Source organism: Mycobacterium sp. P7213, assembly GCF_900604305.1.
In the GTDB taxonomy this organism is placed as follows: Bacteria; Actinomycetota; Actinomycetes; order Mycobacteriales; family Mycobacteriaceae; genus Mycobacterium.
Map to the genome: position 1 here is coordinate 1 of NZ_UWOA01000086.1, position 13,625 is coordinate 13,625.

At 71.3% G+C, this 13,625-nt stretch carries 3 protein-coding genes; 2 read left to right on the top strand and 1 reads right to left on the bottom strand.

The features are described from left to right. The coding region (locus tag EJK91_RS22015) for a beta strand repeat-containing protein (protein ID WP_164518055.1) at positions 1–7,648 on the top strand (7,648 nt) is incomplete at its 5' end. A gap of 82 nt (positions 7,649–7,730) precedes the next feature. Here EJK91_RS22015 and EJK91_RS20880 read toward each other — a convergent pair. After that, a complete protein-coding gene (locus EJK91_RS20880) occupies positions 7,731–8,147 on the bottom strand; it encodes a GtrA family protein (RefSeq protein WP_125079863.1) in 417 nt (138 codons plus the stop codon). Between the two features lie 406 nt (positions 8,148–8,553). On the opposite strand from EJK91_RS20880, the gene EJK91_RS22020 reads away from it, so the two are divergent. After that, positions 8,554–13,625 (top strand): PE family protein (locus EJK91_RS22020; protein ID WP_164518056.1); only part of this gene is annotated, 5,072 nt, incomplete at its 3' end.

The window sequence follows — 13,625 nt, forward strand, 5'->3', positions numbered from 1 at the left end:
CGGCACCCAGGGCCTCGGTGCCGCCGGTGGTGCCGGTGGGTCCGGCGGCCAGGGCGGCAACGGTGCTACGGGCGCCAACGGCAACGCCGGGCACATCGACGGCTTCGACGGCGGCAGTGGTGGTGACGGCGGTAACGCCGCCGCCGGCGGCCTCGGTGGCACCGGTTTGGGTGGTAAGGCCGCCGACGGTGCCAACGGCACCGCGGGTGCCGGCGGCGACGCCGGCGACGGCGGTAACGGCTTCACCGGCACCCAAGGCACTCTCGGCGTCGACGGCGGCAAGGGTGGCGCCGGTGGTAACGGCGGTAATGGTGGTGCCGGTGGCGCCAACGTCGTTGGTCCGAACGCCATCGATGGCGACGGCGGTAACGGCGGTACCGGTGGTGCGGGCGGTGCCGGCTACACCGGTCAGAACGGTGTTGCCGCGGGCGACAACGGTGAGGACGGCAGCAGTGGTGGCGCCGGTGGTATCGGCGGTAACGGCGGCTCTGGTGGCGCGACCGGTACTGGCGGAAACGCAGGTAACGGTGGCGCTGGTGGCGCGGCGGGTAACGGCGGCGATGGAGCAGATGGCGACGCCACCAACCCCGACGGCGGCAACGGCGGTGACGGCGGCAACGTCGGTACCGGAGGCGCGGCAGGCAGCGCGGGTTCCGGCGCGGTGTCAGGTGGTGCCGGCACGGACGGCGCAGCGCCGACCAGCGGCGGCAACGGCGGTAAGGGTGGCGACGGTTATGACGCAGCCGGCGATCTAGGCGCGGTGCCGGGGACCGCAGGCGGCCACGGTGGTGCCGGTGGTGACGGTGGCGATCACGGTAACGGTGGCAACGGCGGCCAGGGTGGTGGTGGCGCCACCGGTCTCGTCGGCGACGTCGGCACCGACAGCAGCACCGACGGCACCCAAGGCGGTGTCGGCGGCGCCGGCGGCAACGGTGGCCAGGGTGGTGCCGGCGGCTCGCTTGCCGGTGATGGCGGCGACGGTGGCAACGCCGGCGCCGGTGGCGCCGGTGGTGACGGTGGTGCCGGCTACAACGCGCTGGTTGGCAGCGGCGAATCCGGCAGTAACGGCGGTAACGCCGGTGCGGGTGGTGCCGGCGGCAAGGGTGGTGCCGGCGGCAACTCCGCAACCGGTGTCGGCGGCGACGCCGGTGACGGCGGTAACGCCGGTTCCGGTGGTGTCGGCGGTGTCGGCGGCAACGGCGGTGACGGCGATGGCACTCAGGCGGCTGGGAACGGGGGCTCCGGCGGCAAGGGCGGCGGCGCCGCGACCGGTGGTGAAGCCGGWGCTGTCGGCACTGGCGGTGCGGGTAACGGCGCGGCAGGCACGGACGGTGCCGACAGCACCGGCGGCGATGGCGGTAACGGAGGCATCGGTGGCTACGGCGGTGGCGGAGGCCTCGGCGACCGGGCCGGAACCGGCGGCGACGGCGGTGCCGGCGGCGAGGGTGGTTCCGGTATCGGCGGCGTCGGGGGCGGCAATGGCGGCACCGGTGGTCGCGGCGGTCACGGCGGTGAAGGTCAGGGAGTCGTCAACAACCACGCACAGACTGGTGGCACCGGTGGGACCGGTGGTCGTGGCGGCACCGGAACCGACGGAGGCGACAACGGAAACGGCGGCAACGGTGGTAACGGTGGAGACGGTGCCGAGATCGGTGCCGGTGCGGTAGCCGGAACCGGCGGAACCGGTGGAACCGGCGCTACCGCTGACGGCACCGGACCCGGCTACGGCGGCGGTGGCGGTGGCGGTGGTGGCGGCGCCCGCGTTGAGGGCACCAACGGCGGCGTCGTCACCAACAGCACTGCCACCGGCGGTGCCGGTGGTGACGGGTCTGACGGCACCACCACCGAGGCCGGCGCCCACGGCGGTACCGGCGGCTACGCCGATGTCAACGCGGACGGTGCCGGAAGCTCCATCGATGGTGGTTCGGCCGAAGGAAGTAATGGCGGTGCGGCCGTCGGCGGGGACTCTGGCTACGACGGCGCCAACGGGTCCATATCGGCCACCGGTGGCGGCACCATCACCGATAGTTCGGCGACCGCGGGGCAGAGCAATGACAGCGCGCTCGGTGGCAACGCTTCGATCACCGCGTCCGGTGCTGGCAGCAGCGTGACCGACTCGACGGCGACGGGCGGCGATGCTGGTGCCGGTGATGCCAATGGCGGCATCGGCGGCAAGGGTGGCGTGGGCACCATCACCGCGAGTAACGGCGGTGCGGTCAGCGACACCACGGTCACCGGTGGTGCCGGTGGTGCTGGCAGCGACGGCGGTAAGGGCGGTGTCGGTGGTGAGGGCGCGGCCAGGGCGATTGCCGCTGGTAGCAGTGTCGAGGGTTCGGCCACCGGTGGTGTTGGCGGTGCCGGCAGCGACGGCGGCACGGGCGGCGCCGGTGGTGCGGGTCGGCTTTGGGCGACTGCTTCGGGTGCCACGGCCACTGGTATCGGTGTAGGTGGTGCCGGTGGTGCGGGCACTAACGGGGGCGTCGGTGGTGCCGGCGCCAATGGTGGTGCCTTCGCTCAGCGGGTCGACAGCACCGCGGACGGTACCGGTATCGGCGGTGCCGGCGGCAGCGCCGACGGGGCCGGCAGTAAAGGCGGCGCCGGCGGCGGCGGCTCGATCCAGACCGGCTTCTACGCCGGCGGCGCGCGTAGCACCGCCAGCGGGTATTCCCTCGGCGGTGCGGGTGGCTCGGCGAGCGGCGGCGGCACCGGCGGTGTCGGTGGGCAGTCCAACGTGCTCGCCACCGGGAATGACTCCGAGGCCTCAGGCAACACCTACGGCGGTGCCGGCGGTGCGGGCATCGACGGCGGTAAGGGCGGCGCGGGAGCGCTCGGCCAGGTGGTGGCCATGGGCAACAACACCGAGGCCGCCGGCACCGCCACCGGCGGCGACGGCGGCAGTGGCACCCTCGCCGGCAACACCGGCGGGGACGGCGGCCGCGGCGTCATCAGTGTGGGCAGCTCGAGCGGCGTGGGCGGTAATGGCAGCTCCGTAGAGGGCACCGCGACCGGCGGTGACGGCGGGGCAGGCCAGGGCGGGGTCAACGGCGGCAACGGTGGACAAGGCGTCATCACGGTCAGCGGCACCTCGACCGCCAACAACACGATCAGTGGCAGCACCGCGACCGGCGGGAACGGTGTCACCGGCGCCAACGGCGGTGAGGGCAGAATTTCGGCTGCCGCCACCGGAAGCACCATCACCGGCAGCAGCGCTGCCGGTGGTGACGGTACTGCCGGCGGTAACGGCAGCGCTGCCTCGGTGACCGCCTCCAGTGGTGGGACCATCACGGACAGCTCCGCTACCGCCGGGGTCGGCTCCGACACCGCAGTCGGCGGTGGGGCCACGATCACCGCGACCGGCACCGGCAGTACCGTCACTGACTCGCACGCGACCGGAGCTAACGCCGGTGCGGGCGATGGCAACGGTGGTGTCGGCGGTAAGGGTGGTGCGGGCACCATCACCGCGAGTAGCGGCGGTGACGTCAGCGACGCCACGGCCGCCGGCGGTGCCGGTGGTGCCGGTAGCACCGGTGGCACCGGCGGTGTCGGTGGTGGGGCGAACGTCACTGCTACCGGTGGCACGGTCACCGGTACCGCTACCGGTGGCACCGGTGGGAGTGGCACCGGGGCTGGCAGTGTCGGCGGCGACGGTGGTACGGCTGACCTGCAGGCTGGCTACTCAGGCAACACGCCTCCTACCGGTGGGACTGTGAGTGGTTCTGCTACCGCCGGTAACGGCGGTGTCGCCACCAACGGTGGCCTGGCCGGTGACGGTGGTGACGTACTGGTAATGGCTGCTGGTACCGGTGTCGCTGACGCTCAGGCCACCGGCGGTAACGGCGGTGATGCCAGCGTGGCGGGAGCCAACGGTGGTGACGGTGGGTTCACCAACGTCGCGGCTCTGAACGGGGTCATCACCGGCGGGGTTGCGACCTCCGGTAACGGTGGCCAGGGCCTGGGTGGCGACGGTGCTGACGGCGGCATGGGCTGGATTCAGGCCTATGACCCGTCCGGGGCCGCAGGCACTCAGATCATCAATGGAACCTCGGCTGGTGGCAACGGCGGTGACGGTGGTGCCGATGGCACCGGTGGTGCAGTCGGCGGCAACGGCGGTGCCGGTGGCAACAGCACCTTCTGGATGTCTGGTGGCCAGACCTCCAACGGTGACGTCAACTCCGGCGGTGACGGTGGCAACGGCGGCGCCGGTGGTGACGGCCTCGGCAGTGACGGCGGCCAAGGTGGCGCCGGCGGTATCGGCGGCGACTGGAACGGCAATGTCGGCAACGGCGGCGACGGTGGCGACGGTGGTGCCGGTGGTATCAACGGCGGCAGTGGTGGCCAGGGCGGCGCGGGAGCCAACGCCGCGGCCGCAGTTGGCAGTGGCGTAGCTACCGGCGGTAACGGTGGCGACGGTGGTGTCGGCGGTGACGGTTACGACGGCGGCAAGGGTGGTGATGGTGGCACGGCCAGCATCACCACCAGCACAGGCGGCACCATCTCCTCTGACAGCAGCGCGACCGGCGGTAACGGCGGCACCGGTGGTGCCGGCTCGGCTACCGCAAACGGGAGCAACGGCGGCAGTGGTGGCACAGCGAGCCTGAGCGCGTCCAGCAGTGGCGCTATCAACAACGGTGACGCCACCGGTGGTAACGGCAGTGACACCGCTGCTGGTGGCAACGCTTCGGTCACCGCGACCGGTGCTGGCAGCAGCGTGACCAACGGCTCCGCGACTGGCGGTAGTGCTGGTGCGGGTGATGCCAATGGTGGCGTCGGCGGTAAGGGTGGTGCGGGCACCATCACCGCGAGTAACGGTGGTGACGTCAGCGACGCCACGGCCAGCGGTGCTGCCGGCGGTGCCGGCAGTGACGGAGGCAAGGGCGGCGCCGGCGGTGACGGCTGGGTTGCGGCGACGGCCGCCGGTGCCTCGGCCGACGGCACAGCCACCGGCGGTGTTGGTGGTGCCGGCAGCACCGGTGGCACGGGCGGGGCCGGTGGCCACGGCGCCATTTCTGCCTCGGCTGACGGTGCCACGGCCAGCGGCACGGGCACCGGCGGTGCTGGTGGTGCGGGCACCAACGGCGGTGCCGGTGGTGCCGGCGCTCAGGGTGGCGCATTTGCTCAGCGGGTCGACAGCACCGCGGACGGTACCGGTATCGGTGGTGCCGGCGGCAGCGCCGACGGGGCCAGCAGCAAGGGTGGCGACGGTGGCGGTGGCTGGATTCAGACCGGCTTCTACTCCGGCGGTGCCGGCAGCACCGCCAGCGGATATTCCTTGGGCGGTGCCGGCGGTGCGGCTACCGGCGGCGGCACCGGCGGTGTCGGTGGGATGTCCACCGTGCTGGCCACCGGGAATGACTCCGAGGCCTCTGGCAACACCTTTGGTGGCGCCGGCGGTGCCGGCATCAACGGCGGTGTCGGTGGTGCGGGGGCGCTCGGTCAGGTGGTGACCATGGGTCACGACACCGAGGCCAGCGGCACCGCCACCGGCGGTAACGGCGGCAGCGGCACCGGCGCCGGCAACACGGGTGGGGCCGGCGGTCGAGGGGCTGTCAGTGTGGGGAGTTCGGCCGGTCTTGGCGTCAACAGCTCCGCCGAGGGCACCGCGACCGGCGGTAACGGCGGGGACGGCCTGGGCGGCGTCAACGGCGGCACCGGTGGGAATGGCATCATCAACATCAACGGCACCGTGGCCGGCAACAACACCGTCAGCGACAGCACCGCGACCGGCGGTCACGGTGCTACCGGTGCCAATGGTGGTCAGGGCAGGGTTGAGGCCATCGGTACTGGAAGCAGTGTTTCCGGTGGCAGCGCCACTGGCGGTGACGGCGGTGCCGGTGGTGCCGGAAGCGCCGCCTTGGTCTCCGCCTCCAGCGGTGGTTCCATCACGGACAGCTCCGCGACAGCCGCGGACAGCTCTGCCACGGCAGCCGGTGGTGGGGCGACGGTCACCGCGACCGGTGTCGGCAGTACCGTCACCGACTCGTCAGCGACTGGCGGTAAGGCCGGTGTGGGTGATGCCAACGGCGGCATCGGTGGCAAGGGTGGCGCGGGCACCATCACCGCGAGTAACGGTGGTGACGTCAGCGACGCCACGGCCACCGGTGGTGCCGGTGGTGCCGGCAGTGACGGTGGCAAGGGCGGTGCCGGCGGTGAGGGCGTGGTTGCGGCGACGGCCTCCGGTGCGACGGCCGAGGGCACGGCCACTGGTGGTGCCGGGGGTGCGGGCAGCACCGGCGGCACGGGTGGTGCCGGGGGTCAGGGCGCCGTTTCCGCTTCGGTTACTGGTGCCACCGCGGGCGGCACGGGCACCGGCGGTGCTGGTGGTGCCGGTACGAACGGCGGTACCGGTGGTGCCGGCGCTCAGGGCGGGATCTTCGCCCAGCGGGCTGGCAGCACCGCGGACGGTACCGGTATCGGCGGTGCCGGCGGCAGCGGCGACGGGGCCGGCAGTAAGGGCGGCGCTGGCGGCAGCGGCTCGATCCAGGCGGGCTTCTTGTCCTACAGCGCCACGAACAGCAGCGCCAGCGGGTATGCCCTCGGTGGTGCCGGCGGCTTGGCGACCGGCGGTGGCCAGGGTGGTGCCGGCGGCTCGGGCAACGTGCTCACGGCTGCCGATAACTCGAAGGCCTCCGGAAGCGGGTACGGGGGTACCGGCGGTGCGGGCATCGCCGGCGGCACCGGTGGTGCCGGTTGGACCGGGCAGGTACGCACCCTCGGGGGCAGCGGCTCCGAGGCCAGTGGCTCCGGCACAGGTGGCGACGGCGGCGCCGGCATCGGTGCGGGCAACACCGGCGGCGCAGGCCGGCCCGGAGCGGTCTACGCCAATGGTGCTAACAGCAAGGCCGACGGCAACATGACCGGCGGCAATGGTGGCGTCGGCCAGGGCGGCGTCAACGGCCAAGGCGGAGGTGAGAGCGTCATTCGGACCAATGGTGTCGGCGACGTCGCCACCGGCATCACCGGCGTCGCGGCGAATGGCTGGACCGGCGGGCAGGGCAGCAGCTCGAACGTCACCACCAACGGCGGAACTGTCACCGACAGCAGCGTGATCGCCGGTGCCAGCACCAACGGCGCCTCCGGCGGTGGAGCCAACATAAATGCCAGCGGTGGCGGCGTGGTCAACAACACCCACCTCACCGGCGGTGACGCCGGCGCCGTGGTAGCCGGTGGCGGCGCGACCCTGACTGCCAGCGGCGGCAGCACCATCGAAGACAGCTCGGCGACGGGCGGCAACGGTGGAGACAGCGCGGTCGGAACCACCGGGCTCGGCCGTGCCGGTGGCACCGCCACCATTACGGCGACCAACGGCAGCACGGTCACCGACGCCACCGTGACCGGTGGTAACGGCGGAGACGGCGGCGCTGGATCCCTCGGCGGTAACGGCGGCACGGCCGGCAACGGCATCGTCAGCGTCACCAACGGCACCACCCAGACCGGCTGGACCGCGACCGGCGGTAACGGCGGGGACGGCGGTGCCGGCACCGCCCCGGGTGTCGGTGGCACCGGCAAGGGCGGCAACGGCGGTAGCGGTGGCACCGGTGGCTTGACCAACGTCGGTGGCGGAGTCGGCGGTAACGGCGGTAACGGCGGCGACGCCCAGCCCAACGGCACCCCCGGCACCAACGGGGCCAACGGCGCGAACAACCCGTAGCAGAGGGCGTTAACGGCGGTCCGACATCGCAGGCGATGTCGGACCGCCGCGCGTCGCAACAGGCTGGCGCTCGCGACCGAGCTCAGCGTGCCCGGAAGATGACCGTCCGCTGCACGATGAAGTTGATGACGGTGGCGGTGCCCTGCGCGACGACGAACGCCACCGGCAGCGCCCAGCGCTGATAGTCCAGCAGGGCCAGAACCAGGTGATTGATCCCCACCTGCACCCCGAACGTCAAGGCGTACAGCGCCATCACTGCCACAAACCGGCTGGTACTGGCCGCCGCCTGGAACGTCCAGCGCCGGTTGATCAGGTACGCGGTGGTGGTGCCGGCGACGAAGCTGACCGCCTTGGCCAGGTCGACCTTGACGCCTGCGCCCAGATACAGCAGCAAATACAGCCCGAAGTCCACCACGGCCGACAGCGCGCCGGTGACCAGGAAACGCCACACCTGGGTAGACAGGTGCAGCGGGGAGTGGGAGGGGATGTTCTCGGCCACGGGGGCAGCTTAGTCAGTGGCTCCGCCGTTCCAGCCGTGCGGCGATTTCTGGGGTGTGCTCGCCGAAGCGCAGCGGAGCACCCGTTTTGATCACCAAGAAGGCCCTGGTCAACCTGAAGGCAGATTCTGCTGCTCTGTCCTGGTCAGCACCGGTTGCGCGTCGCGCAGCCGGTGCTGATTCGATTCCGGGGGGCCACACGGGCAGCGTCGCCTGTCTTTTCCCTGAGAACTTATAGGGGAAAATAACCAAGCGGCCCAGGCTTGGAGACGAAAAGCCCAGCTCAAAGGCCATGCCGGAGTGCAGTCCGGGTCAGTGAACTGGAGTTGACCAATGACAAATCTCAGTTAACCTCAACGTCCATAAGACCCGTTACGGGTGGGTTATGCATCGGCTTAGGGAGTTTTGGTGGCTCGTCATCGTCAGGACCGTGGTCGGAGCAAGCGGGTTCTCGGGGCTGGAAGCGCGGTGGGCGCTTTCCTGGCGTTCGGGATGGGGCCGCTGGCATCAGCGCCGGCGGCGCAGGCCGATGTCGAGGACGTGCTGTTCGACCTGTTCGGACAGGGACTGGGTGACGCCTTCACCGGTCTCAACACCAACTTCGCCGACCTGGATTCCTGGCAGGTGATCCTTGACCCGGTCAGCTGGACGCCCTTCTTCGACGGTCTCGGCGACACGGCCATCTGGGATTCGCTGCTGGCCGATCTGGACGTCAACGCCCTGGGTTCGGCGGATTTCAGTTGGACGTGGAGTGACTTCGGCGGCAACTCGTGGGACTGGAATGACGTCAATTGGTTGATGCCGTTTGGTGATGGCACAGATGGTACGGCGGCTGACCCCAACGGTGGTGCGGGCGGCTGGATCTGGGGCACGGGTGGTGCGGGCTGGGATGCCGATGGCACCGGCGCCAGCGATGACGGTGGCGCGGGTGGTCAGGGTGGTTTGTTCGGCGGTGGTGGTGGTGCCGATGGCTTCAACGGTGGTGATGGTGGTAGTGGTGGGCTGCTGTCGTGGTTTGGCAGCAGCGGTGGTGCCGGTGGTGATGGTTTTGGTGGTAATGGTGGCGATGGCGGGGGTGTGGGCTGGTTTGCCTCGTTCGCCAATGGTGGTGCTGGTGGTGACGGCGTCAATGGTGGTGATGGTGGTAACGGCAGCCTGTTGGGGTGGTGGGACACCAGTGGTGGTGCTGGTGGTGACGGCAACGGCGGCAACGGCGGCAATGGTGGGGGCGTGGGCTGGTTTGCCTCGTCGAGCAATGGTGGTGCCGGTGGGGATGGCGTCAACGGTGGCAATGGTGGTAGCGGCAGCCGGTCGGGGTGGTGGAACACCAGTGGTGGCGCTGGTGGCAACGGCAATGGTGGTAATGGCGGCAATGGTGGTGATTTGGGCTGGTTTGCCTCCTCGAGCAGTGGTGGTGCCGGGGGTGACGGTCTCACTGGTGGCAATGGTGGCGGCGGTGGCTTGTTCGGGTGGTCCAGCCATGGTGGCGATGGTGGCGATGGCCTTGATGGGGGCAATGGCGGCGATGGTGGGGATGCCGGCATGTTCTCGTGGTTCAGCAGTGGTGGCAACGGTGGTCACGGGGGTGATGCGCTAGACCTGGGCACTCCGGGTGGTAATGGTGGTGCTGGTGGTGACGCGGCGCTGTGGGGTGTGTTCAGTACGGCCGGCACCGGCGGCAATGGTGGTAATGGTGTTGCTGGTGTGGCGGGTGTGGACGGTAGTTTCGCCAATGGGGGCGACGGTAATGGCGGTGCTGGGGGTAACGGCGGTAACGGCGGTAACGGTGGTGCCGGCGGCCGGGGTTCGAATTGGTTCGGTGCCGGCGGTAAGGGCGGTAACGCCGGGGATGGCGGTCAGGGCGGCGCCGGTGGTGATGGCGCCCATGGCGCTGATGGTGTTGCGCCCGGTGCGGACGGGACCCATGGCGGTAACGGCGGTGTGGGTGGTAATGGTGGCGCGGCGGGCCAGGTGGGTGCGGGTGGCGCGGGTGGCTGGTTTGCCAGTGATGGTGCTTCGGGTGCGGCCGGTTCCCAGGACTCCGGTGGTGTGGGTGGTAACGGCGGTAATGGTGGCGATGGTGTTGATGGTGTCGATGGTGGGGCGGGCACTGCGGGGCATCCGGATGGGTTTGACGGTCAGGCCGGTGGGCAGGGAGGTAACGCCGGTCTAGCCGGGGCCGGTGGTCAGGGGCCGGGTGGTCAGGCCGCCAGTGGTATCGCGGGTGCGGCCGGTAAGGGCGGCGATGGTGGTGTCGGTGGCGCCGGCTATGACGCGGCTTCTGATGGGTCTGCGGCCCCGGGTACGGCCGGTGGCAATGGTGGTGTCGGTGGTGATGCGGGCCGTGGCGGTCTGGAAGCTGATGGCACGCGGGGTGCTGCGGGTGTAGCCGGTGTCGGTGGTGCCGGTGGTGACGGTAAGGCCGGTGCTGCGGGGACGGACAGTCACACCGCGGGGGTGGCCGGTGGTGCGGGTGCGGCCGGTGGCGCCGGGGGTAACGGTGGCCTGGGTGGCCTGAAGGCTGACGGCGTCACGCGTGCGGCGCAGGGTGCCGGTGGCGATGGTGGTAAGGGCGGCAAGGGTGGCGCCGGGTATGACGCGGTCGCTGAGGGTGCGGGCGCGGGTGTTTCGGGCACCAATGGTGGTGTCGGTGGTGCCGGTGGCACCGGGGGCACGGGTTCGGTCGCCGGTGTTCATGGCGCCGGTGGTGTCGGCGGTAAGGGTGGTTCGGGCACCGCGGGTGCTGACGGTGCGGCGGGTACGGCGGGTACGGCCGCCGACCCCGAGGGCACGGCCGGTGGTCACGGTGGCACCGGGGGTAATGCCGGTGCTGGTGGTGCCGGGGGTGATTCCGGTGGCGGCAACCATGCGGCCGACGGCGCTGATGGTGTCGCGGGTGTGGGCGGTAATGGTGGTGTGGGTGGTGCCGGCTATGACGCGGCCTCTGATGGTGGTGCGGCGGCGGGGACCGCGGGCGGCAATGGTGGCACTGGTGGTAACGCGGGCTTGGGTGGTCTGCAGGCTGATGGCACGACGCGGGCGGCGGCGGGTACTGCTGCGGTCGGTGGTGATGGTGGTGACGGTAAGGACGGTGCTGCCGGGGATGCGGGGACGCAGGCCGATCCCGATGGCGGGGCGGGCCAGGCCGGTGGCGCCGGGGGCAATGGTGGCCAGGGCGGCCTGACGGCTGACGGTGTGACCCGGGCTGCCCAGGGCGATGGTGGTGATGGTGGTGCCGGTGGTGCTGGTGGCGCCGGCTACAACGGGCTGGCCGGGGCGACTGCGGGTGCTGCGGGGGAGAACGGCGGCGATGGTGGTGCCGGTGGTGCCGGTGGTGTCGGCGGTACCGGCACGGTGGCCGGTGACCACGGCGCCGGTGGTGTCGGTGGTGAAGGCGGTGACGGTGGTGCCGGTGCCGCCGGTGGCGATGGTGTCAACGGCACGGCCACCCATGTGGATGGCACGGCCGGGCAGGCCGGTGGCGCCGGGGGTAACGCCGGTGTCGGTGGCGCCGGGGGTGACAACGGTGATGGCACCACCGCTGCTGATGGCGGTGACGGTGTCGCGGGTGTCGGTGGTAAGGGTGGTGCCGGGGGTACGGGCTTTGATGGCCTGCACGGTTCCAACACCGGTACCGGGCGGATCGACGGCACCAATGGTGGTGCTGGTGGTGCGGGTGGTGATGGTGGTCTGGGTGGTCTGCARGCCGAYGGGGTGASYCGGGCGACCCAGGGTGATGGTGGCGCCGGTGGTGGCGGCGGTAAGGGCGGCAACGGCGGCAACGGTCTGGCCGGCCAAACACCGGGCGCCAGCGGTACCAATGGTGGTGTCGGTGGCAATGGTGGTGTCGGTGGCGCCGGCGGTGACGGCAATGTCGACGGCGCCGATGGTCTCGGTGGTGTTGGCGGTAACGGTGGTAACGGTGGCGCGGGTGCCACCGGTGCTGCCGGTGTCAATGGCACGGCCGGGCAGGTCGATGGCACCGCCGGTGGTAACGGTGGTGCGGGCGGTAACGCCGGGGCGGCCGGTAGCGGTGGCCTCGGCGGCGATGGTGTCACCAAGGCCGGCGATGGCACCAACGGCAAGGCCGGCCTCGGTGGCAATGGTGGCACCGGTGGTAACGGCTTGGCAGGCACCAACTCCACCACCGCCGGGGTGTCCGGCGGCAATGGTGGTTCCGGTGGCGCCGGGGGTAACGGCGGCACCGGTGGTCTGGAGGTCGGTGGCGGCAACGCCGCGACCGGTGTGGGCGGCAATGGTGGTAACGGTGCCACGGGTGGTTCCGGCTACACCGGTAAGGCCGGCACGAACGCGGTCACCCCCGGTGGTGACGGCACTGCCGGTGAGTCCGGCACTTCCGGTGGTAACGGCGGTAATGGTGGCCTCGGGGGTAGCGGCAGCAAGGCCGGCACCCAGGGCACTGGTGGTGCCGGTGGTGCTGGTGGTTCCGGTGGACAGGGCGGTAACGGTGCTGCGGGTGCCAACGGCAACGCCGGGCATGTGGATGGTTTCGATGGTGGTGCTGGTGGTGCCGGCGGGAACGCCGCCGCCGGCGGTATCGGAGGCACCGGCCTGGGTGGTCCCGCGGGCAACGGTGCCAACGGCACCGCGGGTGTGGGTGGCAATGGTGGTGCCGGTGGTAACGGTTTGGCAGGCACCAACTCCACCACCGCCGGGGTGTCCGGCGGCAATGGTGGTTCCGGTGGTAACGGTGGTAACGGTGGCGCCGGGGGTACCCAGGTCGGTGGCGGCAACGCCGCCGCGGGTGTGGGCGGCAATGGTGGTAACGGCGCTACGGGTGGTTCCGGCTACACCGGTAAGGCCGGGGCGAACGCGGTCACCCCCGGTGGTGACGGCACGGCCGGTGAGTCCGGCACCTCCGGTGGTAACGGCGGCAGTGGTGGCGCTGGGGGGACCGGCAGCAAGGCCGGCACCCAGGGCCTCGGTGCCGCCGGTGGTGCTGGTGGGTCCGGTGGCCAGGGCGGCAACGGCGCTGCCGGCGCCAACGGCAACGCCGGGCATGTCGATGGCTTCGATGGTGGTGCTGGTGGTGCCGGCGGGAACGCCGCCGCCGGCGGTATCGGTGGCACCGGCCTGACCGGTAAGGCCGCTGACGGTGCCAATGGCACCGCCGGTGTGGGTGGCAATGGTGGTGCCGGTGGTAACGGCTTGGCCGGTGCCAACTCCACCACCGCCGGGGTGTCCGGCGGCAATGGTGGTTCCGGTGGTAGCGGTGGTAACGGTGGCGCCGGGGGTACCCAGGTCGGTGGCGGCAACGCCGCCGCGGGTGTGGGCGGCAATGGCGGTAACGGCGCCACCGGTGGTGCCGGCTACACCGGCAAGGCCGGCACGAACGCGGTCACCCCCGGTGGTGACGGCACTGCCGGTGAGTCCGGCACCTCCGGTGGTAATGGTGGCAATGGTGGCCTCGGGGGTAGCGGCAGCAAGGCCGGCACCCAGGGCCTCGGTGCCGCCGGTGG